The sequence below is a fragment of the Oerskovia sp. Root918 genome (genome assembly GCF_001428945.1).
In the GTDB taxonomy this organism is placed as follows: Bacteria; Actinomycetota; Actinomycetes; order Actinomycetales; family Cellulomonadaceae; genus Oerskovia; species Oerskovia enterophila.
In genome coordinates this window covers 100,671-124,256 of the sequence record NZ_LMJG01000017.1, presented here as the reverse complement: position 1 = coordinate 124,256, position 23,586 = coordinate 100,671, and the positions used below count along the sequence as shown (strand labels likewise).

Here is a 23,586-nt window from a genome sequence, read left to right as displayed (position 1 = left end):
ACCGTGCCCCGCATCAGCGCCCCGACCGTCGCCGAGCACCGTGCGGCGCAGATGCGAGTGCTCCTCGACGCCGCACGGTCGATCCTTGCCGAGACAGGCCGACCGCCGACGTTCGCGGCGCTCGCCGAACGCGCGGGCCTCGCCCGCCCCAGCCTCTACCAGTACTTCCGCTCCGCGGACGACCTGCTGCTCGCCATGGTCGAGGACGTCTTCCCGAGGTGGTCGGCGACCGTCGCACGGGCCATGGACGCTGCTCCTGACGACCGCGGCCGCGTCGTCGCCTACCTCCGAGCGAACCTCGAGCTCGTCGCCCAGGGCGAGCACGCCCTCGCGACGGCCCTCGCGACCGTCAGCCCGCCGAACGCCGTGATGGAAGGCTCTCGTGCCATGCACGACGAGCTCGTACGGCCGCTGAGTGACGCCTTGCAGGCGCTCGGGACCCGGGACGTCGCCCGCTCGGCGGAACTGATCAACGCGGTGGTGAACTCCGCCTCACGCATGATCGAGTCCGGCACCCGGCTCGACGACGTGTGGAGCAGCGTCGAAGAGCTCGTCGAACCGTTCCTCGACCGCCTGGTCCACGAGCGAGGGGACGCTCACGGCTTCAGGTAGTCGAAGATGAGCGTCGTGCTCGTGCCCGCGACCTCGGGGCGCACGCTCAGCGTGCTCGCGACCAGGTCCCGCAGCGCCGACGAGTCGCGCACCGCGACGTGCACCATGAAGTCACGGTCCCCCGTCACGAAGTAGATGCCCTCGACGTTCGGCAGCCCCGCGAGGTAGTCGCGGAACGCCGTGAGCCCCGAGCGGGCGTGCGAGTGCAGGCGGATCGCGATGAGCGCCTGGAGGCTGCGCCCCATGGCTGCCGGGTCCACCTCGGTGCGGAACCCCTGGATGACGCCGCGCTCCTGGAGCGAGCGGATGCGCGTGTGGCACGTCGACGGCGCGATCCCCACGGCGTCCGCGACGGCCTTGTTCGTGGCCCGCGCGTCGGCCTCGAGGAGCGCGAGGATGCGCCGGTCGGTCTCGTCGAGGACCGCGGCCTGGACGTGGCCCGCACCGGCCCGAATTTCGTTCGGCATGCTCGCCCTTTCGCTCCACAGGACAGAAGGATGTTCGCCGGACAGATCCGTTCCAGAAGATCCGACCGCCCACCTTGAACCGTACCGAAGATCCCTCCAACATTGACCGTGAGGCGCAACCCGTCTCCCACGACCCGGCCTCAGCATCCTCGAGGCCGGGTCGAAATCGTCCCAGGGCAAAGGAGCCCCGATGGCCACCCCTTCTCGCACCTCCACCACCGGTGCACGCACCCCCCGCACGGCAGTCGTCGTCGGCGCCGGCATGGTGGGTCTCGCGACCGCCTGGCACCTGCAGGAGCGCGGCGTCGACGTCACGGTCCTCGACCGCGAGGGCGTCGCCGCAGGCTCGTCGTGGGGCAACGCCGGCTGGCTCACGCCCGGCATGGCCATGCCGCTCGCCGACCCCACGCTGTGGACCTACGCCCCCAAGGCGCTGCTCGACCCGGCCGCGCCCCTGCACATCCCTGCACGGCTCGACCCGCGGTTGTGGTCGTTCCTCGCCCGGTTCGCGGCGCACGCGACCCCGCGCGCGTGGGACCGCGCCATGGCGGCGCTCACCCCGATCGACCGGCTCGCGCTCGACGCGTTCGACGAGCTCAGCGCGCACGGCGTCGCCGCCCGCTCGACGCCCGGTCCGTTCGTGATCGGGTTCGAGGACGAGAGGCAGGCCGCGCCGTTCCTCCACGAGATCGCCCAGGTCGAGGCTGCGGGGCAGGTGGTCCCGCTGCGGCGCATCGACCGGCCCGACGGCGCCGCGCACCTCTCCGGTCCGTCGCACCCGGGCGTGGCTCGAGCGCACGGGGCGAGCGGCGCCGTCGGGCACGCCTCCTCCTCGACGTCCCCGGACCGGGGCCGAGCACCCGAGGTGAGCGGCGCCGTCGGGCGTCCTGCGCAGCTCACCGACCGCGTGCGCGCGGTCTACGCCCTCGAGGGCCAGCGGTTCATCGAGCCCGGACCGTTCGTCGGCGCGCTGGGCGACGCGGTCCGCGCGCGCGGCGGGCGCATCGTGACCGACGCGACCGTCACCGGGCTGCGTGCCCAGGCGGGGCGCGGCGTGCAGGTGCTCGTGGACGGGCAGGACCCCGTGGTCGCCGACGTCGCGGTCCTCGCGACCGGCGCCTGGCTGCCCGGGCTCGCGCGGCCGCTCGGCGTGCGCACGCTCGTCCAGGCCGGGCGCGGCTACTCGTTCACGGTCAAGACCGACGTGCCGGTCGAGCAGCCGATCTACCTGCCGTCGCGCCGCGTCGCGTGCACGCCGTACCAGGGGCGGTTCCGCATCGCGGGGACCATGGAGTTCCGGGGCCCCGACGAGCCGTTCCAGCCGCGGCGCATCGACGCGATCCTCGCGTCGGTGCGCGACCTGTTCCAGGGAGTCGACCTCGACGACCGGCACGACGAGTGGGTCGGCTCCCGGCCCGTGACCCCCGACGGGCTGCCGCTGGTCGGGGCGACCCGGGCGCCCGGCGTGTACGTCGCGGGCGGGCACGGGATGTGGGGCATCGTGCTCGGGCCCGCGACGGGGAAGCTGCTCGCCGAGCAGATCGTGACCGGGACGGTTCCGCAGGAGATCAGGGCGTTCGACCCGCTGCGGTGAGGTGGGCGGGCGTGGGCGGCTGGCCGCCGAGAAGTGAGTAGACGCCCCTGGATCGCCCGGATCAGGGGCATCTGCTCACTTCTCGGCGAGAGCGGCAGTCACGAATTCACCCGCTCGCGCGCCTCCGTTCTGCCACGTCCGCGGCCGGGCCGACCTCTCTCCTCTCAGGGGCAGGACCAGCAGGTCCGCCGGGCGACGGCACGGCGCAACCACGACGAGGTGGCCGACATGCGTGCTCGATCAGCTCTCCCGCTCCTCTCTGCCCTTGCCCTCGGCGCCGTGCTCCCGCTCGCCGCGAGCGCCCAGGCCACCGTCGACGAGTCGCCGCCGCCCTCGTGCCAGGACGTGATCGAGCTCGCGACCTCCCATCGTCCGAGCGCAGCGCTCGTCGCCGCGGCCCAGGTCGAGGCCGCGGGTGGGGCTGCCTGCGAGGCCACCGTCCTGGCCGAGGCCGAGGAATCGGTCGCCGAGGCTGCGGTGCTCCTGCGTCGGGCACAGGGGCTGGACGCCGAGGCAGGCCGCGTCGCGACCGACACCGAGGCGGCAGCCGAGCTCCGCGTCGCTGCCGACACCTCCTACGCCCAGGCGCTCGCGCTCGACCTCGGCTCGACCGCTGCGTTCGACGGACTGACCTCGGACCCGGGATCCGAGGCCCCGCCAGCCGGCACCGCCGTGGCCGCTGCCCGGCTCGTCGACCTGGGGCATCGCGCCGAGGCCCGCGAGCTGCTCCTCACGGCGGTCAAGGAGGGCAAGGTGGAACCGGAGGACCTCGACCAGGCACTGCAGGACCTGCTGGCCCCGAGCCCCCCGGAGACCGTCGTGGACTGGTGGGACGAGGACGGCAGGACGTGGCTCACGGTCGGGGCCTGGTGCGTCGCGGGGCTCGCCCTGATCTACCTGGTGCTGTGGACCTGGGTCCGTCGCCCGCCCTACCGGATCGACCCCGCGACCCAGGCCGTGACCGCGGGGAAGGCCGACGACGTCGCCCAGGCATGGGCCGAGATGCTCCCGCGCCGGCTCGACGACCTCGCCGAGTCGACACCCGCCATGCGGATCTCGACAGGCCCGGACACCGACCTCACGCTCCCCGACATCGACGGGATGCCGTCGGGCTTCAAGGCCGTCGTGGAGTTCTGGACGTGGTTCCGACGCCTGCGCGTGCGTCACGTCTCGGCTCTCCTGCACGACGAGGGCGGGAAGGTCGGCGTGACGGTCTCGATCAGGAAGCGGTCCGGCAGGCTCATCGAGACCCGGACGCTCCGCCCCCTGGACGACGCCGCGCCCGTCGACCGGGCGACGTATCTCGGCCTGCTGCCACAGGCCGCCGTCTGGATCGCGTTCCAGACCACCGAGCGACGCCACCGGGTCGCCGTGCTCGGGACGAGGTCCGAGGTCGCGGTCCTCCATTTCGCCGACTCGGCCGCGCTCCTCGCCGCCGGAGACAAGGGGACCGCCCGCCAGGCTCTGCTCCGGGCGCGCGCCGCAGATCCCGCGATGCTCGCTGCCCGGCTCAACCTCGCGGTCCTCGACCTCCGGAGGGAGGGCGAGGATCCGGCCGTCGCCCCGCAGGACTGGCGGGCGCGGCTCGAGGCGCTCCACGGCGTGGAGCACGCGGCGTCCGCACGGCTCGCGGAACTCCTCGGCGGCGCGCCTCACGTCCGTCCGACCATGCGCGACCACTGGTGGAGGGAGGTCGTCCGATGCCGTGCGACAGTCATGCGGGCCAGCTACAACCGGGCGATCACCGTCCTCAACTGGTCGGTCGTCGACGACACGAACGAGGTCCGGCAGCACCTGGGCGCAGCGTTGGACTCCACCAGGAAGGCTGCGGTCGAGCTTCGCGAGACCACGCCGCGACGGTCCCGGTGGACGGCCATCCGACGGACCGGGCACAACGTCCAACGGCACTCGGAGCTCATGCGTCGAGGGCACGTCGATCCCGGTCCGGCTGAGTTCCTGACCGACGTCCGGAAACAGCTCGTGGCCATCTACCCGAGCTGGGAGACCGCCTACCCGGACGTCCTCCCCGGATGGGTCGACTACGGCATCGCCTGCGTCGCGGCCACCGTCGTGCCGCGCAACGCCGACGCGCCGACCAGACCGGCCGCCGTCGCGCGTGTGCAGTCGTGGTTGGACCGCGCCTTCACCAAGCAGCCCGGACACTACGTCTCGGCCGCTCGACGGGACCCGTTCTTCTCGCACCTCGTGACCGTCTCCGACGAACCGGCCAGCGCCGAACCGCGCCCGGCGCCACCGGACGGTCCGGCCGCCGAGAACTGAGCGAGAAGTGAGTAGACGCCCCTGGATCGCCCGGATCAGGGGCATCTGCTCACTTCTCGGCGAGAGTGACCGTCTCGCGCACCACGTCGGCCGGCGCCGCGTCGACCCTGATGGCCTCGAGGTAGTCCGCGATCGCGTCACGGTTCCTCGTGAGGGTGTCGATGCGCTCGGTCATCCGCGCCAGCTCGGTCTCGAGCAGCGCGATCTTGTCCGGATAGGCGTTGTGCAGGTGGATCTCGCGCGGCTGGTTGAGGCACGGCAGCAGCTCGGCGATGATCCGCGTCGGGAAGCCGACCTCCAGCAGGCCCCGGATCTGGAGCACGCGGTCGACGAGGTGCTCGCCGTACTCGCGGTAGCCGTTCTCCTCGCGCTGCGGGGTCAGGAGCCCCTGCTCCTCGTAGTACCGCAGCAGGCGCGTGGCCGTGCCGGTGCGGCGGGACAGCTCGCCGATGCGCATGTGATGCACCCCTCTCGCGGGTCGGGCTTGACCTTCACACCCATGTCAGACATTCATGCTAACCCCATGACCACGTGCACCACTCCGACCGAGTCGTCGACCGGCGCTCCCCCGCCGTCCACAGCGCCCGCCCCGCCCGCCGCGATCGCCGCGATCGCCGCGCCTGCGAGTCCCCCGACGTCCACAGCGCCCCCTGTGCCCCGGACGGCCACGCTCCCCGACCGGACCGACGCACCCGCGGACGCTCCGTCGTCGGGCACGAGCTTCCCCCTGCTGCCCCTGCTCGCCCTGGCCGCGACCGGGTTCGTCACGCTCCTCACCGAGGTGCTGCCCGCGGGCGTGCTGCCCGCGCTCAGCGCCGACCTCGGGGTCTCCGCGAGCGCCGCCGGGCAGACCGTCACGGTCTTCGCGATCGGGGCGATCGTCGCCGCGATCCCCCTCAGCCGCGCCACGGCCCGCTGGCCCAGGCGACGCCTGCTGCTCACGACGATCGCGGGGTTCGCGGTCGCGAACACCGTGACGGCCGTGTCGTCGAGCTACGCGCTCACGCTCGGCGCGCGCTTCGCGGCCGGGCTCGTCGCCGGGCTGACCTGGGCCCTGCTCGCCGGGTACGCACGGCGCCTCGCCGCGCCGGAGCAGGCCGGGCGGGCGCTCGCGATCGCGATGGGCGGCGCGCCGCTCGCGCTGGCTCTCGGTGTCCCGGCCGGGACAGCACTGGGCGCGACCGTCGGGTGGCGCTGGGCGTTCGGCGCCATGACGATCCTCAGCCTCGGGCTGGCGGCGTGGGTGCGCTGGGGCGTGCGGGACTTCCCGGGCGAGCCGCGCGGGACGCAGGTGCCGATCGGGCAGGCGCTGCGGCTGCCCGGCGTCGCGCCGGTCGTGCTCGTGACGGGCCTGACCGTCCTCGCCTACAACGTGTTCTCGACGTACGTCGCGGTGTTCCTCGAGGACGTCGGGCTCGGTGCGCAGACCGGTGTGCTGCTCGCGGTGCTCGGCGCGACGTCGTTCGCGAGCCTCGTCGTGATCGGTGCCCTGATCGACACGCACCTGCGCGTCATGACGGTCCTCGCCGCCTCGCTCCTGGGGCTCGCGGGCCTGACGCTCGCGGTCGCGGCGGGCTCCCCCGTCGCGGTCTACGCCGCGGTCGCCGCGCTGGGCTTCGCGTTCGGCGGCAGCGGGACCCTGTTCCAGACCGCGCTCGCGCGAGCAGCGGGTCCCGCGGCCGACGTCGCGCAGTCCGCGTTCGTCACCTCATGGAACGGGGCCCTCGCGCTCGGCGGGATCGTGGGCGGTGTGGTGCTGGGTGCGGGCGGGTCCGGCGCGCTGCCGTGGGCGACGCTCGCGCTCGCGGTGCCGGTCGTGGGGATCGTGCTGGGGGCGCGGCGGCATGCGTTCCCGGCGGCATCAGGCGGGAACCGGCGCGCCGAGAAGTGAGCAGATGCCCCTGATCCGCAGGGATCAGGGGCATCTGCTCACTTCTCGACGGCAGGTGCCGCAGCGCAGGAGCTGCGGCTCAGCCGTTGAACGCGTCGGGGTCCGGTCCGATCCGGCCGTCGGCCCGGTCGAGGCCGTCGATCGCCTCGACCTGCTCGGCCGACAGCTCGAAGCCCAGCACGTCGAGGTTTGCCGCGATGCGCGCGGGGGTCACGGACTTGGGGATCGCGACGGTCCCGGCCTGCAGGTGCCAGCGGAGCACGACCTGCGCGGGCGTCACGTCGTGCGCGTCGGCGATCGCACCGAGGACCGGGTCGCCCAGCACCGTGCCCTGGCCCAGCGGGCTCCACGCCTCGGTCACGATCCCGAGCTCGCGGTGGCGCTCGCGCAGGGCGCGCTGGGCGAACGCCGGGTGCAGCTCGACCTGGTTCACGGCCGGCGTCACACCCGTGGCCGCGACGATCGCGTCGAGATGCTCAGGCTGGAAGTTCGAGACGCCGATCTCCCGGACGAGCCCCGCGTCGCGCAGCGCGACGAGCTCCTCCCACGCCTCGACGTACCGGCCCAGGCCCGGTGCGGGCCAGTGGATCAGGTACAGGTCGAGGCGGTCTAGCCCGAGGCGCTCGAGGCTCTGCTCGAACGCGGGACGCACGGCCTCGCGCGACAGGGCGTCGATCCACAGCTTGCTCGTCACGAAGACCTCGTCACGGGGCAGGCCCGACGCGGCGATGCCCGCGCCGACCCCCGCCTCGTTGCCGTAGACCGCGGCGGTGTCGATGCTGCGGTAGCCCGCGTCCAGGGCGAGCGAGACGGCCTGGGCGGTCTCGCCGTCGGGCACCTGGAAGACGCCGAAGCCGAGCTGCGGGATGCTCGTCCCGCCGCGCAGAGCGACCGCGGGGACGGTGGTGGTGCTGGTCATGGTTTCTCCTGAGGATGGTGGTGGGAGGGTCAGGCTGCAGGGACGGTGACATGGGGGGCCGGGGCGGGCGCCACCGCGGTCCGCCGCTCCTGGAGCGTCGCGACGCCGAGCGCCACGACCGCGAGCAGCGTGAGCGCGGCTCCCACCCACAGGGGCGAGGTGAAGCCGAGGCCGGCCGCGATGGTCAGGCCGCCGATCCACGCACCCAGCGCGTTGCCCACGTTGAACGCCGCGATGTTGGCGCCCGAGGCCATGGTCGGGGCGGCCTGCGCGTGGCCCATGATGCGCATCTGGAGGCCGGGCACGGTCGCGAACCCGAACGCCCCCATGAGGACCAGCGAGACCACCGTCATGACCTGGCTCGTCGCGGTGAGCGCGAAGACCGCGAGGATCACGGTCAGCGCGCCGAGGATCGCGAGCAGGCTCGTGGTCAGGAAGCGGTCCGCGGCCTTGCCGCCCAGGTAGTTGCCGACGAACAGCCCCACGCCGAACAGCACGAGCAGCCACGGCACGCTCGTGGTCGCGAACCCGCCGACCTCGGTGACCGTGAACGCGATGTAGGTGAACGCGCCGAACATGCCGCCGAACCCGAGCACGGTGACCAGGATGGACCACCAGACCTGCGGGTTGCGGAAGGCCGCGAGCTCGGTCCGCAGGGACGGGGTGCCCGACGGCGCAGCCCCGGCCGGGAGGGCGAGGTCGCCCGTAGCGGGGGTCGTCGAGGCGGCGCGAGCCGGTGCGGCGCCGTGCGCGCCGGACGCCCGGCGCGTGGACGGCACGAGCAGCAGGATCCCGACGAGCGCGACCACGCCGATGGCCGTGATGGCCCAGAACGTCGAGCGCCAGCCGTACTGCTGGCCCAGGAACGTGCCGAACGGCACGCCCAGGACGTTGGCGGCCGTGAGGCCCGCGAACATCATCGCGATGGCCCCGGCCCGCTTGGAGGGCGCGACCATGTCGGCCGCGACGACCGCGCCGATGCCGAAGAACGCACCGTGGCACAGCGCCGCGAGGATGCGTCCGGCGAGCAGCAGCTCGTAGGTGGGGGCGAGGGCCGAGACCAGGTTCCCGGCGATAAACAGGATCATGAGGCTGCCGAGGACCGTCTTGCGGTCGAGGCGGATCACGGCGGCGGTGAGGCCGATCGCGCCGACGGCCACCGCGAGCGCGTAGCCCGAGATGAGGTAGCCGGCGACGGCCTCGGTCACGCCGAACTCGGTGGCGATCTCCGGCAGGAGACCCATGATGACGAACTCGGTGAGCCCGATCCCGAAGCCCCCGACGGCGAGGGCGAGAAGACCCAGCGGCATGCGCTGCTCCTTGTCTGATTCAGGGCACCCGCGCTTGAGCGTGTGTGCAACAACCGGCGCTTGCAGTAGTTGCAGGCGCCTCCTAAATAGTTGCACGCGCCGGTAGTTCACACAAGCGGTATAGTTGAGAGCGACGTCACGACAGGCACAGGAGGCACGCATGGGCATCGGGGACGACGCGGTCGAGATCCGCTCGCAGGGCTGGCGCACGCTCGCCGCGCTGCACGGCATCCTCGACACCGCGCTCGAACGAGCGCTCCAGGCCGACCACGGCCTCTCGGTCGTCGAGTACACCGTGCTCGACGCTCTCTCGCGCCAGGACGGCTGGCACATGCGGATGCAGCAGCTCGCACGCGCCGCGGCCCTGAGCAGCAGCGCCACGACCCGCCTGGTCAACCGTCTCGAGGACCGCGGCCTGCTCACGCGCATCCTGTGCCAGGACGACCGCCGCGGCATCTACACCGAGCTGACCCCTCAGGGCGAGCAGCTCCTGCGCCAGGCCCGGCCCACGCACGACGCGGCCCTCGAGGACGCGCTCAACGAGGCCTGCCAGGTCGAGGAGCTCGCGCCCCTCGTCGCGGCCCTGCACGAGCTGCCGGCCGAGCCGTCGGTCGAGGCGTCTGTCGAGCCGTCGGCGCGCACAACCCCCGTGGGCGCGACGGCCTGACCCTGGGGGCGCGCCCGGTGGCCTGACCCCTGGGCGGCACGTCGGGCTGCGCGACGGGCTGCCTGACAACTCGCAGCCGATCTGGGACCCTCGTCCCCATGGGGGACATCGCGACGACGCCGGCAGCGCACCACGAGGTGGACGAGTTCTCGACGCTCGACCCCGCAGACATCCCGCCGTTCGGCGAGTACGCACGGTGGTCGCGGCGGGTCGTGGCGTTCCTGCTCGACAACGCGATCCTGGCCGGGCTCATGTTCGTCGCCGTCGGCCCCGGCCTCGCGCCGAGCATGCTCCCCGGTCTCGACAACGACGGGAGCCTGGGCCTGGCGGTCGGCGACCTCCGCTGGTCCGAGAGCGCGTGGATGCTCGGCGCGGTGATCGCGATGACGGTGCTCCAGGCCTACACCGGCGCGACGCCCGGCAAGCGGGCGGTGGGGATCGTCGTCGTCAACCGGGACTCGGGACGACCGGTCGGACTGGTGACGACGGTCCTGCGCTGGCTCGCGCACTTCCTCGACGCGATCCTCTGCATCGGCTACCTTCGTCCGCTCTGGGACATGGAGCGCCGCACGTTCGCCGACAGCCTCCTGTCGACGGTCGTCGTGCTGTCCCGCTCCCCCGAGCCGCACCCGTGGATCGCGCCCCTCGTGCGACCCGGGCGATCTGGCGCACAGGTCGTGACCGCGGGCGCAGCCGTCCTGTGCACCGCAGGAGCATTGTTCGCGGTGGGGCCCACCTCGTCCACGAGCGGCAGCTTCTTGTCGTCGGCCACGTGCACCACGTGGGATCGGACGACGCGCCCCGGCGTACCGCAGCTCAGCGAGGCGACCTTCACCTCGACCGGCGCGGGCACCATCTCTCGCTGGGGAGTCACCCACGCCCTGCCGTCCACGGGCGAAGGGTCGGAGATCACCATCGCCTGGGACGGCAGCCTCCCCGTCGACGCCGACGTGTCGCTCGAGGCCGTCCTCACGAGCCCGGACGGCAGCCGGCTCGAGTACTCGACGCCGCTCGACACCGACGGCACCGGCTTCGGTGCGGATCCGACGAGTCCCGGGACGATCGAGATCCCCGCGAACGACCTCCGGGGCATCGCCCCGGGGTGGAGCTGGAGCGCGCAGATGCGCGTCGACGGCGTCGCGATCCCGGGCTGTGGCGGGCGCGCGCCCTTCTGACCCTCGCGCATCCACCGGCCGCCCCTGCCCTGTCACCGTTTCGCCGAGCCGAACCCACCGGCCCGACCTAGGGTGTGGGCCATGAGCTCCCTCGCCCTGTTCGAGGTCTCCCTCGACTGCCCTGTCCCCCGCGACCTCGCGGAGTTCTACCGCGGCCTGCTCGGCTGGGAGTACGTGCCGGGCCACGAGACGTCGGACCCGGACGGCGACGAGTGGCTCGCGATCGTGCCGCCCGGCCCCGGCCCGCGGCTGGCCTTCCAGCGGTCGGACGCCGCGGTCGCCCCGTGGCGGACGGGTGCGCGGGTCCACTTCGACGTCGCGGTCCCGGACCTGGACGCGGGCCACGAGCTCGCGGTCGCGGCCGGGGCCCGGCCGCTGACCGGTACCCCCGCCGAGGAGGGCCACGCCGACGACCCGTTCCGGGTCTACGCGGACCCCGTGGGGCACCCGTTCTGCCTGACGCTGGTCGCAACGCCCGCACCCGCAGCGCCGGCGCCGGCAACCGAGGAGGCCGCGCGATGAGCCCCAAGAAGATCGGCCTCGTGCTGCTGCTCGTGGCCCCCATGGTCGCGCTCATGCTCTCCCCGTGGAAGCACGACGGCACGCTCGTCTACCTCGGCATGCTGCCCGCGGGGGTGGGTCTGCTCGTGGGCCGGGGCCCCGCGCTCGTCGCCGGGCCGTTCACGGCGGTCTGCATGGCGATCGGCGTCTCGCTGAGCGACTGGCCCCTCGCCGGGGCCCTCTTCATGGCCGCCCTCGGGGCGTGCGTGGGCCTCTCCGCGGTCAAGGGATGGCACGGGATCGGCGGGTTCGTGGGCCCGCAGACGGCGTTCGCCCTCATCGGCGGCCCGCTCGTGGCCCTGCCCTCGGGCACGGTCGGAGCTTCGACGTCGTTCGGTGCCCTCGCGGCCATGGCCGGCTGGGTCGCGTTCGGCGGGCTGTGGACCGCGCTGATCGGCGGGGTCCTCACGCGCGGCATGCACCTACCGGGTCCCAAGGCCGTCCCCCGGCGCGCGGCGACGTACTTCGCGGTCGCGCTCGCGATCCTCACGGGCGTGGCGACCTACGTCGCGATGGGCTGGATCGACTCCCCGAACTCGTGGTGGCTGCTGCTCACGCTGTTCGTGATCGTCCAGCCGTACTTCGCGGCCACGCTCTCGCGCACGGCCGCGCGGGTCGGCGGCACGCTCGCGGGCGCGGTGCTCGCGGGCCTGGTGGCCCACTTCCTCAGCGGCTCTCCGGGCATCCTGTCGGCCGTGGCGCTCGTGCTCACGGGAGCGGCCGCGTGGGCGTACCTCAAGCGCCCGTACTGGGTCTTCACGCTCTTCCTCACGCCCGCGGTGATCCTGCAGACCTCGGGCGGCGAGGACGTGCTGCTCTCGGCCGACCTCGAGCGCGCCCTCTTCACGGCCGCGGCCGCCGTGGTCGCCGTCGCTGTCCTCGCGGTGGGGCACGGGATCCTCTCGTCCCGGTCACGCACCACGACCTGACGGGCGTCACCGGTCACCACCTGGTCACCACCCGGTCACCGCCCGGCCACCACCGGCCAACGCGCGCCGTCCCGGCCGGTCCGCCCTACTGTGACCGTATGACGGCTCGGCGGATCGCCCTGGCGCTGGTGCTCGTCGCTCCGGCGGTCGGCCTGCTGCTCTCTCCGTGGCGTCCGGACGGCACGCTCGTCTACCTCGGGATGCTCCCCGCTGGGTTGGGGCTGCTGGTGGACCGCCGCGCGGCCCTGACCGCGAGCCTCCTGACCCCCGCGAGCATGCTCGCGGCCACGGCCCTGCGGGACCTGCCGCTCGGCGCGGCCCTCTTCATGCTCGTGCTCGGCGCCGCGGTGGGCCTGTCCGCGGCGGTCGGGTGGCACGGGATCGGGAGCCTCGTCGGTCCGCTGGCCGCGTTCGCGCTGCTCGGGACGCCGCTCGTGGCGCTGCCGTCGGGCACGGTGAGCGCGGTGAGCTCGCCCGCAGCGGTCGCCACCATGACGGGGCTCGTCGCGTTCGGCGGCCTGTGGACGACGTTCGTGGGCGGCGTCCTGGCACGGAACGTGCGCGGCACCGGCCCTCGCCCGGTCCCGCGTCCCGCGTCGGCGTACTTCGGTCTGACCCTGGGGATCCTGGCCGGTCTCATCACCTACACGGTCGACGACTGGACCGACGCCAGGAACCGGTGGTGGCTGCTGCTCACGGTCTTCGTGATGATCCAGCCGTACTTCACCGGGACGCTCCGGCGCGCGGGCTCGCGCGTGGTCGACGTCCTGGCGGGCACGGTGCTCGCCGCGGTCGTCGCGCACACGCTCGACGAGCTCCCCGTGGTCCTGGTCCTCGTCGCGCTCGCCCTGACGGGGTGCGCGGTCCGCGCTCTGCTGCGGAGCCCGTTCTGGGTGGTGCCGCTCTTCCTGACGCCCGCGGTGGTGCTCCTGACGTCGGGCGGCGAGGACGTCCTGGTCGCCGCGAACGTCGAGCACGCGGTGTTCATCGTGGCTGCCTCGTTGGCGACGGTCCCGATCCTCGTGATGGGCCGCCGCATCATGGCGGTCAGGGCGCCCAACACGTCCTGACGGGGGTCCTGGCTGCGCTGCGGGCGGTTCCGCCGGCAGCGGCTCCGCCACGGGGCCCGACGGCGCCGCTCACCCCGCCAGCGCGACGTCCGGTCCCGCGAGGACCAGCAGGACCGCGCACACGGCCGCGACGGCCATGCTGAGCGCGAACGGCAACCGGCTCGTGGTCCGTCGCACGGCGACCACGCCCGCGGACACCGCGAGCACGACCGAGACCGCTCCGCCCACCCACGCGACCGTGGTCGGCGGTCCGGGCGGCCCGAGCACCACGACCCCGACCGCCGCGACGAGCACGGCGGGCGCGAGCACGCTGGCCCCCGTCCGACCGAGCCGGTGCGGCAGCCCCCGGATGCCGGTCGCCCGGTCGTCCTCGAGGTCCGGCAGGGTGTTCGCGACGTGCGCCCCGACGCCCAGCAGCGCGGTCGCGGCCATGGCCCAGGGGGCCGCGACACGGTCGCCGGGCGCGGCGAGCACCACGAACAGCGGCAGGAGACCGAACGAGACCGCATAGGGGGCCCAGGACCACACGGTCGACTTGAGCCACGCGTTGTAGGACCACGCGCTCGCGACGGCCACGAGGTGCACGAGCCCCGCGACGAGCCCGGTCGCGAGCGACAGCACCACGCAGGCCGCTGCCGCGAGGAGCGCGGCGGCGTGCACCTGCCGGACCGAGACCAGCCCCGCGACGACGGGCTTGTCGGCGCGCTCGACCGCCCGGTCGCGTCGCGCGTCGAGCCAGTCGTTGGACCAGCCGACCGAGAGCTGACCGGACAGGACCGCGGCCGTGACGAGCGCCGTCGTGCCTGCGCCGGACCCGACGCCCACGGCGAAGAAGCCCGCGAGCACCGTGACCAGGACCGTGGGCCCCGCATGGCTCGCGAGCGCGAGTCCCCGCAGCGTCGTCGTCGCTGCTCGCGTCCTCACGAAGTCTCCACCCGCCCGACGCTAGCAACGCGCGGGCTGCGCGTCCCCGTGACACGATGCGTGGATGTCGCGGTTGCTCGCGGTCGGACCGGCCCTGCCGGGTACCGCGCACTCTCAGAGCGAGATCACGGACACGATCGGGCCCCTGCTGACCCGCTCGCCCGCGACGCGCGCCGTGCTCGCCCGGCTCCACGCCGCGAGCGGCGTCCGGACGCGCCACACGGCCCTGGCCCTCGACGAGTACGCGGGGCTCACGTCGTTCGGCGCGGCCAACGACCACTTCATCCGCGTCGGCACGGACCTCGCCGAGGAGGCGTGCCGGACCGCTCTCGACGCCGCGGGCATCGACCCCGGCGAGGTCGACTTCCTGCTCTTCACCTCTGTCACCGGGATCGCAGCGCCCTCGATCGACGCACAGCTCGTGACGCGGCTGGGGCTGCGGACCGACGTCAAGCGGCTGCCGTCGTTCGGGCTCGGCTGCGTCGCGGGCGCCGCAGGGATCGCGCGCGTGCACGACTACCTCGCCGGGCACCCGCAGGACGTGGCCCTGCTCGTGTCGGTCGAGCTGTGCTCGCTCACGCTCCAGCACGGTGACGACTCCATGGCGAACCTCGTCTCGACGGGGCTGTTCGGCGACGGCGCGGCGGCCGTGGTCATGGTCGGGGACGCGCACCCGGCAGGCCGCCCGCCCACGCTGCCCGACGGCGCCACGCGAGATCCGGGGGCACGTGGCACCCGGGCGACGCGCGCCACGGGAGCAGGCGCGATGCCCCAGGGCGTCGAGGTCGTCGACACCCGCAGCCGCCTCTACCCCGAGACCGCCGACCACCTGGGCTGGACGATCCGCGACAGCGGGTTCGGGATCGTGCTGTCCGCGGGCCTGCCCGAGGTCATCGCGGCCCACCTCGCGGGCGACGTGAAGTCGCTGCTCGTCGAGCACGACCTCACGACCGAGGACGTCGGGACCTGGGTCGTGCACGCGGGCGGGCCGCGCATCCTCGACGTCGTGCGCGACTCGCTGGGGCTCGACGAGGCAGACCTGAGGCACAGCCGGGAGTCGCTCGCCGCCGTCGGGAACCTGTCCTCCTCCTCGGTGCTGCACGTGCTCGCCGCGACGCTCGACGCGCAGCGCGACGACGCGCCCGGCGACGGCGCCGGGCAGCACGGCGTCCTCATGGCATTCGGCCCCGGGGTCTCCGCCGAGCTCGTGCTCCTGCGCCGCACCGCGTCACCGCTGGAGGGTTGATGCTCGCCTTCTTCTACGTCGTGCTCGGGGCGACCGCGCTCGAACGCCTCGCCGAGCTCGTCGTCTCGGCCCGCAACGCGAGGTGGTCGTTCGCGCGCGGGGGCGTCGAGACGGGCCGTGGCCACTTCCCTGCGATGGTCGCCCTGCACACGGGCCTGCTCGTCGCGTGCGTGCTCGAGGTCAACGTCGCGGACCGGCCGTTCATCCCGTGGGTCGGGTGGCCCGCGTTCGTGCTCGTGCTCGCGAGCCAGGCGCTGCGCTGGTGGTGCATCGCGTCGCTCGGGCCGCGCTGGAACACGCGCGTGATCGTGGTCCCCGGGCTGCCGTGGGTCGACAAGGGCCCGTACCGCTGGATCGCCCGGCACCCCGGGCAGCGCTGGTTCCGGCACCCCAACTACCTCGCGGTCGTCGTCGAGGGCTTCGCGCTCCCGCTCGTCCACTCGTGCTGGACCACCGCGCTCGTGTTCACGCTGCTCAACGCCGTGCTGCTGCTGCGGTTCCGGCTGCCCGCCGAGGAGCGCGCGCTCGACGCGCTGCCGCACGCGTGAGCCGGGCGAGCTCGTGAGACGGGCACAGGCGCAACCCGTGACGACCGGCGCGGGCGCACCCCTGACGACCGGCGCAGGCGCACCATGACCGACACCGACGTCCTGATCGTGGGCGGCGGCCCGATCGGCCTCGCCGCCGCGATCGAGGCACGGCTCGCGGGCTACGACGTCGTCGTGGTCGAGCCGCGCGACGGCCCCGTCGACAAGGCGTGCGGCGAAGGCCTCATGCCCGGTGCGCTGCGCGCCCTCCAGGCCCTCGACGTCGACCCCGACGGCCACGTCCTGCGCGGCATCAGCTACCGCGACGCACACCGCCACGCCGACCACCTCTTCACCGAGGGCCAGGGCAGGGGCGTGCGCCGCACCACGCTGCACGCCGCGCTCGCCGAGCGCGCGGCCGCCCTGGGCGCGACGACCGTCCGCGGCCGCGTCGAGCAGATCGACGAACGCCCCGAGACCGTGACCGCGGCCGGGATCAGCGCGCGCTGGCTCCTGGGGTGCGACGGGCTCCACTCGACCGTGCGGCGCCTCGCAGGGCTCGAGGTGGGCGCCGACGCCCACGCGCACGAGTCCCTCCTGGCGCACGCGCGCCACGACCCCGACGCCCCGGGGCGCTCCCCCGGCGGACCGAGCGCTCGTGCTGCAGGGCAGGGAGGGCCGGGGGCCGGGAGTCCCGGGTCGGGCGGGCCGGCCACCCCGCGCGATGCCGCTCTACCCACTCCGCGTGCCGCAGCCATACCCACCGAGCTCGGCGGCACCGCCCCACCCGTCCGCCCCGGTCCCGACCCGCGGCGTCGCTTCGGCCTGCGCCGCCACTTCCGCGTGCCCGCGTGGACGGACCTGGTCGAGGTCCACTGGGGAGACCGCGTCGAGGCGTACGTGACACCCGTGGCGCCGGACGTCGTCGGGATCGCGATGCTCGGCCCCACCGGGACGCACTTCGACGAGGCCCTCGCAGGATTCACCGAGCTGAGCGAGTGCCTGCGGGACGCCGAGCCCCTGGGCCCGGTCCGCGGGGCGGGCCCGCTCAGGCAACGGTCCCGACGGCGCAGCACCGGCCGGGTGCGCCTCGTCGGGGACGCCTCGGGGTACGTCGACGCCCTGACGGGCGAAGGACTGCGGGTCGGGCTCGCGCAGGCGAGCGCCGTCGTCGGGCACCTGGACGATCCCGACGCGTACGAACGCGACTGGACCCGCGTGACCCGCGACTACCGCGTGCTGACCTCGGGGCTCGTCGCCTGGGCGACCTCGCCCGCGCGGCGCGCGATCGTGCCGCTCGCGGCGCACGCGCCCTGGCTCTACGGGAGGGTCGTGGAACGGCTCGCGCGCTGACCGGGGCGCTCTGGACCTACTCCTTGAGCTCGAAGAAGATCGCGTGGGTCGCCGTCGACCCGGTGTTCTCACCCACGTGCACCTGGCCCGGCAGCCAGCGCGTCTCGCCCGGTTCGAGTTCGACCTCCATGACGCGGTCCCCCGCCGAGATGCGGCGCTCGAACCCGCTCAGCGTGTACATGACGCTGTCGGGGTGGTGGTGCGGGTGCGTCCGGGTCCCCGGTTCGTCGCGGTACTCCAGCACCCGAACCCGCTCGTTCTCGAAGATCGTCCGGTAGTGGTCCGGGTCGGTGACGGTCGGGTCGTCCGGTGCAGCGTTCTGGTCCTGTCCCATGCTCGCCTCGGAAGGTCGAGGCCCGCCGCCGTCGGCAGGCGTTCCTTCGAGCATCCCACCACTGACCGTCGTCGCACCCTGACCGGCACGGCGGCACCGTGATGGCGGCCCGTCGTGCAGCGTTCCGCGCAGGACACGGCAGCCGTCAGCGGTCCGAGACGCCGTTCGCCCGCGCCCACGCGACCGCCTCGGAGCGCGTCGAGACGCCGAGCTTGCGGTAGATGCTGCGCAGCTGTGACTTGACCGTGTTGCGCGTGACGAACAACCGCGCGGCGACCTGTTCGAGGGTCACGTCCTCCGACAGGTTCGCCAGGACGACGAGCTCGCGCCGGGACAGCACGACCTCGTCCTCGACCTGTGGTGGCTCCGGTGCCACTCGTTCGGTGATGGACATGGTTCCTCCGCTCCGCCGGCCGTCCGCGGGTCCACGTCACGGTCGGTCCAGTGCTGTCTCTCTATGGGAAGAGACACCCCGGACCGGGGATCATGACGCGACTTCCCGTCATCTCGTCCCGGGAGTGCCTCACGCCGTGCGGCGCAGCCCCCGAGCGACCGCCAGCAGGCAGCCCGCGCACAGCACCGCGACCACGGCGAGGAGCACGGTGTACCCCGCGAGCGCCGTCGCACCGGCCAGGACTACGGGGAGCAGGAAGCCCACGTAGGACAGGCTGTAGTAGACGCCCGTGAGCCCCGCGAGGTCCGTCGGGGTCGCGATGGCCTGGACCTCGATCAGCCCTGCGACCACGCAGATCCCGTACGCAGCCCCCAGCGTCACCGCGGCGACCCCGCCGAGCACGGGTGACAGGACAGCGCCGTTGGCCGCGGCGAGGACCATGCCGACCAGCATCAGGACCATGCCCACGACGATCGCGCGCCCGCCCGTGCGGACGTTGATCCCCTTGACGAACGGCTGGACGGCGGCGCCCGTGCCCAGCGTCAGGACGGTCAGGAGCGTCGCGTACGCGAGCGACAGGTCGCCCGTCTGCTCGGTCACGAGCTGCGGCATGACCGCGTAGGCGATCCCGGCCGCCCCGAAGATCCACGGCGCGGCGGGCACGACGACCCGCACGAACCGGCGGTGGTGCGCGACGGGGACCCGCAGGTCGGCGAGGAGCGACGTCGTCGACCGATGGCCCCCGATGGTCTCGGTCGCGGTCGCGAGCAGAACGAGCGCGAGCAGGCTCAGGACCACATGACCGACGTAGGGCGTGATCGTGGGCCACGGCCCCCACTGGGCCAGCGCCCCCGAGACACCGGCGCCGACCCCGAACCCCAGGGTGAGCGAGAGCGACGGACGTCGCGCCCCCGCAGTCGCGTCGGCGACCAGGTCGAACGGCGCGCTCGACAGCTCCTTGACCCAGCTCGTACCGACCGACATCGCGACCCCCACGCTCAGGCCCGCGAGGAGGCGTCCCAGGCAGATGACGAGCTCGCTGCCGAAGCCCAGCGCCAGCAGGACGCTTGCGCCGATCCCGCCCAGGACCCCGACGACGGCGAGCGGCTTGCGCCCGTACCTGTCGGACAGCGGCCCGGCCACGAGGAGGCCGGGCACGAGCCCCACGACGTACATGCCGAGGAACAGGTCGACCGTGACCACGGAGTAGTTCCCGAGGTCCTGGTACATGTGCAGGAGGGGCGTGAAGTGGTTGCCACCCCAGGCCATGACGACGAGGGCCGGTGCGACACGCAGCCAGCCGGGGAGCACGCGAAGGCGGTTCATGATCTTTCTCGAAGGACGACGAAACGGGTGGAGCAGGCGAGGAGGTGGCGGGTCCGGCGGGACGTCAGCCGTAGTTGCCGCGCTGGACGTGCGCGCGCAGCGCGGCCTCGTAGGCGTCCGCGTCCCCGGCGCGGGCGAGCGTCGCGAGCTCGCGGTGGTCGGCCAGGAGGCGCGTGGGCGAGGTCGCGTCGCGACGGACCGCGCGGTGCGTGAGGAGCTCGAGGCGCGGGCCGAGCTGGGTGAAGAGGTCCTCGATCACGTCGTTGTCCCCGGCCCGGATGACCCGGGAGTGGAACGCGAAGTCCGCCTGCGAGAACGCGAGCAGGTCGCCCTCGTGCTCGGCGACCACCTGCTGGGCGACGAGGTCGTCGAGGTCGCGAGCGACGCCGTCGGGCAGCGGCTGCCCACCCAGGGCGCGGATCGCGGACGACTCGAGCATGATCCTGACCGCCAGGAGGTCCGCGACCTCCTTGTCCGGGACCGACGCGACCACCGCGCCGCGCTTGGGGAACAGCGTCAGCAGGCGGCACGTCTGGAGCTGGAGGAACGCCTCGCGGACCGGGGTGCGGCTGACGCCGAGCTCGTCGGCCACCTCACCCTCGGTGAGGAGCGCCCCGGGCGCGATCTCCCCGGTGATGATCGAGGCGGACACCGCGGCGAACGCACGCTCGACCGCGCTGGGGGCCAGGTCCTCGGGCTTCTTGCGGGGCGACATCATTCGACGATAACACCTTAGATGCAAGGGGGCATCTAAGGTTCCCGTGCAACGGTGTGGTCACAGGTCCGCGCGCCCCGTCGCCCACCCCTTCCCCGGCGCATAGCCTCGTCCGACCAGCCGACCCGACCGGATGGAGCACCCGTGCAGAAGACCGGCAACGACCCCGACGAGTACCTCGCGACCGTCCCCGAACGATTCCGCGCCGACGCCCTCCGGCTCGACGCCGCGATCTCGGAGGTGATGGCGGGCCGGTCCCGGGTCCTGTGGGAAGGGGTCTTCTGGGGCGGGACCGACCAGAAGATCATCGGGTACGGCGACCTGCTCCAGGCCCGCCCCCGCGGCGGGAGCGTCGAGTGGTTCACGGTCGGCCTCGCCGTCCAGCAGAACTACCTCAGCGTGTACGTCAACGCCACCGAGGACGGTCAGAACGTCGCCCAGAAGTACGCCGACACCCTGGGGCGCGCCAAGATCGGCAGCTCGAGCGTGGGGTTCAAGGCGCTCGCGGACATCGACCTCGAGGCGCTGCTGCACCTCGTGCGGATCGCGCGGGACCAGACGGCGTAGCGCGGAACAGCCGGGCACCAGCCGGCCGAGACGTGAGCTCCGCAACCCGCGCAGCGCTACCGCTCCGCGGCCGGTGCGTGCATCTCGACGCTGATCTGGCTCGCGTCGAGCACCTTGAGCGTCTCGTCCATGGCCCCCGAGCTGTAGGTGCCGTGGTCGCGCACGTGCAGCAGCTCCTCGCGCTGCGCGGCCAGCACCGCGAGCCGCAGCTCGCGGTACTGCCGGTGCTGCTCGTCGGCCTCGGTGGCCTCACGGTCCACGAGGTCGTCGTGCGCGATCTCCTGGCGCACGCGCTCGATCGTCTCGGGTGCGTAGGGCGTCCCGTCGGGGCGCACGAGGCCGGGGGCGTCGATCACCTCGGAGGCCACGCGCGACAGCTCGCCCAGGAGCGCGAGGCGCTCGTCGCTCTCGGTCGAGGTGTCGACCGTCAGGTCGAGCCTGCGCACGACCCACGGGAGCGTGCCGCCCTGGACGAGCAGGGTCCCGGCCGCGACGAAGAACGCGATGAGGATGAGCAGCGCCCGGTGCGGGGTGTCGGCCGGGAGCGACTGCGCCGCGGCCAGCGTGACCACACCGCGCATGCCCGCCCACACGAGCAGCACGCCCTCGCGGCGCCCGAGCGGCTCCTGCGCCAGGTAGTCGATGTCCGCGATGCGCCGCGTGAGGAACGTCTGGACGCGGGCCATGCGGGACTGGAACCGCGGGTCGTCGGCCGCGAACGGCTCGGCCCCCGGGCCGCCACGGGCCCCGGCCAGGCCGCCAGGCCCACCCAGGCCCGGGACTCCCGCGCCGCCCGGCCCACCGGGGCCGCGGCGCGCTCGACGCTTCCGCCGCCCCTTGCCGTGCTCACGGTCCTCGATCGTCGGCATTTCTCCGCGCTCGAGCTTCTCGGTGACCGCCGAGAGCTTCTCGCGGACCTCGGGGTTGCGCCGGTTGGAGCGCTTCATGAGCCACAGCAGCACCGCGACGAACACCGAGCGCAACGCGATGACGACGGCCGCAGCCATGAGCGCGAGCCCCGCGGCCATCCACAGGCTGCCGTGCTCCTCGCGGACCTCCTCGACGAGCCCGAACACCTCGAGGCCCATGAGCAGGAAGACCCCGCTCTCGAGCAGGAGCTCGACGGTCCGCCAGTTGGCCTTCTCGGCGATCCGGTCCTGAGGGCTCAGGTGCTTGGGCGCGCCGAGCCCCGTGACGATGCCGGCCGTCACGACCGCGACCAGCCCGGACGCGCCCAGGTGCTCCGAGGGCAGGAACGCGATGAACGGCACGACGAACGAGATGGCCGTGTTGGACGTCGCCTCCCGCACGCGCGAGCGCAGCCACAGGTTGGCCTTGCCGACGACGAACCCGATCGCCACGGCGACCGCGACCGCGTAGACGAAGTCGCCCGCGACCTGCCCGACCGAGACCGTCGCAGCCGTGGCCGCGATGGCCGAGCGCAGCAGCACCAGGGCCGACGCGTCGTTGAGCAGGCTCTCGCCCTCGAGCACCGTCACGACGCGCGGCGAGACCCCGGCCTTCTTGACGATCGAGGTCGCGACCGCGTCGGTGGGGCTGATGATCGCGCCGAGCGCGATGCCCGTCGCGAGCCCGATCCCCGGGATGAGCAGGTGGAAGAGGAAGCCCAGGACCACGGCGCTGATGACCACGAGGACCACGGACAGCCCGCTGATCGCCTTGAGATCTCGTCGGAAGTCCATCGCGGGCATGCTGACCGACGCCGAGTACAGCAGCGGGGGCAGCACGCCGGCCAGGATCCACTCGGGGTCGACCTCGACGGCCGAGACCGCGGGCAGGAACGACACCGCGACGCCCAGCAGCACGAGGATCAGCGGGGCGGCGACCCCCAGGCGCGGCGCGAGGGCGGTCACGCCGACCACCGCCAGGACGCCGGCGATCAGGTAGGGGGCGAACTCCATGGGCATCTCGTCTCGCTCGGGGAACTACTTCCTATCAGACGAAGCATCGGCCGGAGCGGGCGCTACGCGTCGCGCGAGACCCACTCGGCGGCCTGGTCGCGCGCGGTGCGCAGCATCGCGGTCGCCTCGTCCTGGTTGACGCGGGCGAGCGCGAGGGCGCCCAGCAGCAGCGAGAGCAGCATGCGCGTGCGCTGCTCGACGACCGGGTCCGCGAGCGCCGGGGTCGCGGCGCGCAGCGCGCCGGAGAGGGCGTCGCTCAGCTCGGCCCGGTAGGCGTCGACCACGGCGCGCAGCGTCTCGTCGTGCCCGGCGGGTCCGGTCGCGCAGTCGACCAGGAGGCAGCCGCGTCGCGGGGAGTCCGCGGGAAGCTGCCCGACGGCGGAGGCCAGGCCGTCGAAGTACGTCACCACGGCGGCACCCGCCTCGCGCGGGGTGGTGCTCGCCCGGGCCGCGGCGACGAGGATGCGCAGGCGGGGGCGGATCACGGTGTCGAGGTAGTCCTCGACGGCCGCGTCGAAGAGCCCGCGCTTGGAGCCGAACGCGTGGTAGAGGCTCGACCGGTTCAGCCCGGTGGCGCGCTCGAGGTCGGGGAGAGATGCTCCCTCCAGGCCCTGGTCCCAGAACACGTCCCGGGCCGCCTGGACCACCGTGGTGGTGTCGAACGACTGCGACCTGCCCACGTGAACCACCTCACTTTCCGCGTCTCATATTGCACCGACCGGTACACAACTGTACCGTCGATTAATAGACCGAGCAGTTCACAATACCTTTCCGCCGGCAGCGGCAGGCACGAGAGCCCGCCC

Annotated in this window: 23 protein-coding genes and 1 pseudogene; 13 read left to right on the top strand and 11 right to left on the bottom strand. The window is 73.4% G+C overall.

Going from position 1 to position 23,586, the window contains the following annotated elements; genetic code table 11:
* Positions 1 to 3 precede the first annotated feature (3 nt).
* Positions 4 to 612 (top strand): TetR/AcrR family transcriptional regulator, encoded by a 609-nt coding sequence (locus ASE27_RS18885; RefSeq protein WP_056654311.1) that lies wholly within the window; start codon positions 4 to 6, stop codon positions 610 to 612.
* Here the strand turns inward: ASE27_RS18885 and ASE27_RS18880 are convergent.
* Entirely contained in the window at positions 597 to 1,079 is a 483-nt protein-coding gene (locus ASE27_RS18880; RefSeq protein WP_056654308.1) for an Lrp/AsnC family transcriptional regulator, read from the bottom strand. The two genes, ASE27_RS18885 and ASE27_RS18880, sit on opposite strands and share 16 nt — an antisense overlap.
* A gap of 190 nt (positions 1,080 to 1,269) precedes the next feature.
* Here ASE27_RS18880 and ASE27_RS18875 point away from each other — a divergent pair, with 190 nt between their 5' ends.
* Both ASE27_RS18875 and ASE27_RS18870 read left to right on the top strand, forming a co-directional pair.
* On the top strand, positions 1,270 to 2,673 hold the full coding sequence (locus ASE27_RS18875) for an FAD-binding oxidoreductase (RefSeq protein ID WP_056654305.1): 1,404 nt from the start codon (positions 1,270 to 1,272) through the stop codon (positions 2,671 to 2,673).
* 228 nt (positions 2,674 to 2,901) lie between these two features.
* A complete protein-coding gene (locus ASE27_RS18870; RefSeq protein WP_157257714.1) occupies positions 2,902 to 4,953 on the top strand; it encodes a hypothetical protein in 2,052 nt (683 codons plus the stop codon).
* A gap of 49 nt (positions 4,954 to 5,002) precedes the next feature.
* Here the strand turns inward: ASE27_RS18870 and ASE27_RS18865 are convergent, their stop codons facing one another.
* Positions 5,003 to 5,410, bottom strand: a complete 408-nt coding sequence (locus ASE27_RS18865) for a MerR family transcriptional regulator (RefSeq protein WP_056654297.1) — start codon at positions 5,408 to 5,410, stop codon at positions 5,003 to 5,005.
* Between the two features lie 66 nt (positions 5,411 to 5,476).
* Here ASE27_RS18865 and ASE27_RS18860 point away from each other — a divergent pair, with 66 nt between their 5' ends.
* On the top strand, positions 5,477 to 6,844 hold the full coding sequence (locus ASE27_RS18860) for an MFS transporter (RefSeq protein ID WP_082609137.1): 1,368 nt from the start codon (positions 5,477 to 5,479) through the stop codon (positions 6,842 to 6,844).
* A 79-nt stretch (positions 6,845 to 6,923) separates the two neighbouring features.
* On the opposite strand, the gene ASE27_RS18855 is transcribed toward ASE27_RS18860, so the two are convergent.
* Complete coding sequence (locus tag ASE27_RS18855; RefSeq protein ID WP_056654295.1) at positions 6,924 to 7,763, bottom strand: aldo/keto reductase; 840 nt, start codon at positions 7,761 to 7,763, stop codon at positions 6,924 to 6,926.
* A gap of 29 nt (positions 7,764 to 7,792) precedes the next feature.
* Positions 7,793 to 9,073, bottom strand: coding sequence for an MFS transporter (locus ASE27_RS18850; RefSeq protein WP_056654291.1), 1,281 nt, complete (start codon positions 9,071 to 9,073; stop codon positions 7,793 to 7,795).
* A gap of 160 nt (positions 9,074 to 9,233) precedes the next feature.
* On the opposite strand from ASE27_RS18850, the gene ASE27_RS18845 reads away from it, so the two are divergent.
* The 5 genes from ASE27_RS18845 to ASE27_RS18825 all read left to right on the top strand — a co-directional run bounded on the left by ASE27_RS18845 (position 9,234) and on the right by ASE27_RS18825 (position 13,475).
* Entirely contained in the window at positions 9,234 to 9,740 is a 507-nt protein-coding gene (locus ASE27_RS18845; protein ID WP_056654288.1) for a MarR family winged helix-turn-helix transcriptional regulator, read from the top strand.
* A gap of 98 nt (positions 9,741 to 9,838) precedes the next feature.
* Positions 9,839 to 10,915 carry an RDD family protein gene (locus ASE27_RS18840; protein ID WP_056654286.1) on the top strand — a complete coding sequence of 359 codons (1,077 nt, stop codon included), beginning with the start codon at positions 9,839 to 9,841 and terminating at the stop codon, positions 10,913 to 10,915.
* An 81-nt stretch (positions 10,916 to 10,996) separates the two neighbouring features.
* Positions 10,997 to 11,437, top strand: a complete 441-nt coding sequence (locus ASE27_RS18835) for a VOC family protein (protein WP_056654283.1) — start codon at positions 10,997 to 10,999, stop codon at positions 11,435 to 11,437.
* Positions 11,434 to 12,405 carry an FUSC family protein gene (locus ASE27_RS18830; RefSeq protein ID WP_056654279.1) on the top strand — a complete coding sequence of 324 codons (972 nt, stop codon included), beginning with the start codon at positions 11,434 to 11,436 and terminating at the stop codon, positions 12,403 to 12,405. The genes ASE27_RS18835 and ASE27_RS18830 overlap by 4 nt, the downstream gene beginning before the upstream one ends.
* Positions 12,406 to 12,503: 98 nt before the next feature.
* Entirely contained in the window at positions 12,504 to 13,475 is a 972-nt protein-coding gene (locus tag ASE27_RS18825; RefSeq protein WP_056654275.1) for an FUSC family protein, read from the top strand.
* A gap of 69 nt (positions 13,476 to 13,544) precedes the next feature.
* Here ASE27_RS18825 and ASE27_RS18820 read toward each other — a convergent pair whose 3' ends face one another.
* Positions 13,545 to 14,399 (bottom strand): UbiA family prenyltransferase, encoded by an 855-nt coding sequence (locus ASE27_RS18820; RefSeq protein ID WP_200955982.1) that lies wholly within the window; start codon positions 14,397 to 14,399, stop codon positions 13,545 to 13,547.
* A 64-nt stretch (positions 14,400 to 14,463) separates the two neighbouring features.
* Between ASE27_RS18820 and ASE27_RS18815 the strand changes: the two genes are divergently transcribed.
* The 3 genes and pseudogenes from ASE27_RS18815 to ASE27_RS18805 form a co-directional block, all read left to right on the top strand.
* Positions 14,464 to 15,645, top strand: a complete 1,182-nt coding sequence (locus ASE27_RS18815; RefSeq protein WP_056654272.1) for a type III polyketide synthase — start codon at positions 14,464 to 14,466, stop codon at positions 15,643 to 15,645.
* Positions 15,645 to 16,193 carry an isoprenylcysteine carboxyl methyltransferase family protein gene (locus ASE27_RS18810; protein WP_056654269.1) on the top strand — a complete coding sequence of 183 codons (549 nt, stop codon included), beginning with the start codon at positions 15,645 to 15,647 and terminating at the stop codon, positions 16,191 to 16,193. The genes ASE27_RS18815 and ASE27_RS18810 overlap by 1 nt, the downstream gene beginning before the upstream one ends.
* Positions 16,194 to 16,268: 75 nt before the next feature.
* Positions 16,269 to 17,525, top strand: a pseudogene (locus ASE27_RS18805) (FAD-dependent monooxygenase); the annotation flags it as partial.
* Positions 17,526 to 17,541: 16 nt separating this feature from the next.
* Here the strand turns inward: ASE27_RS18805 and ASE27_RS18800 are convergent.
* The 4 genes from ASE27_RS18800 to ASE27_RS18785 all read right to left on the bottom strand — a co-directional run bounded on the left by ASE27_RS18800 (position 17,542) and on the right by ASE27_RS18785 (position 20,294).
* Positions 17,542 to 17,859 (bottom strand): cupin domain-containing protein, encoded by a 318-nt coding sequence (locus tag ASE27_RS18800; protein WP_056654263.1) that lies wholly within the window; start codon positions 17,857 to 17,859, stop codon positions 17,542 to 17,544.
* Positions 17,860 to 18,004: 145 nt separating this feature from the next.
* On the bottom strand, positions 18,005 to 18,253 hold the full coding sequence (locus tag ASE27_RS18795; RefSeq protein ID WP_056654260.1) for a helix-turn-helix transcriptional regulator: 249 nt from the start codon (positions 18,251 to 18,253) through the stop codon (positions 18,005 to 18,007).
* A gap of 129 nt (positions 18,254 to 18,382) precedes the next feature.
* On the bottom strand, positions 18,383 to 19,579 hold the full coding sequence (locus ASE27_RS18790; protein ID WP_056654257.1) for an MFS transporter: 1,197 nt from the start codon (positions 19,577 to 19,579) through the stop codon (positions 18,383 to 18,385).
* A 64-nt stretch (positions 19,580 to 19,643) separates the two neighbouring features.
* Entirely contained in the window at positions 19,644 to 20,294 is a 651-nt protein-coding gene (locus ASE27_RS18785) for a GntR family transcriptional regulator (RefSeq protein WP_162259245.1), read from the bottom strand.
* 144 nt (positions 20,295 to 20,438) lie between these two features.
* Here ASE27_RS18785 and ASE27_RS18780 point away from each other — a divergent pair, with 144 nt between their 5' ends.
* Positions 20,439 to 20,861 (top strand): hypothetical protein, encoded by a 423-nt coding sequence (locus ASE27_RS18780; protein WP_056654250.1) that lies wholly within the window; start codon positions 20,439 to 20,441, stop codon positions 20,859 to 20,861.
* 56 nt (positions 20,862 to 20,917) lie between these two features.
* On the opposite strand, the gene ASE27_RS18775 is transcribed toward ASE27_RS18780, so the two are convergent.
* Complete coding sequence (locus ASE27_RS18775; protein WP_056654247.1) at positions 20,918 to 22,783, bottom strand: sodium:proton antiporter; 1,866 nt, start codon at positions 22,781 to 22,783, stop codon at positions 20,918 to 20,920.
* Between the two features lie 62 nt (positions 22,784 to 22,845).
* Positions 22,846 to 23,463 (bottom strand): TetR/AcrR family transcriptional regulator, encoded by a 618-nt coding sequence (locus tag ASE27_RS18770; protein ID WP_056654243.1) that lies wholly within the window; start codon positions 23,461 to 23,463, stop codon positions 22,846 to 22,848.
* Positions 23,464 to 23,586: the final 123 nt, after the last annotated feature.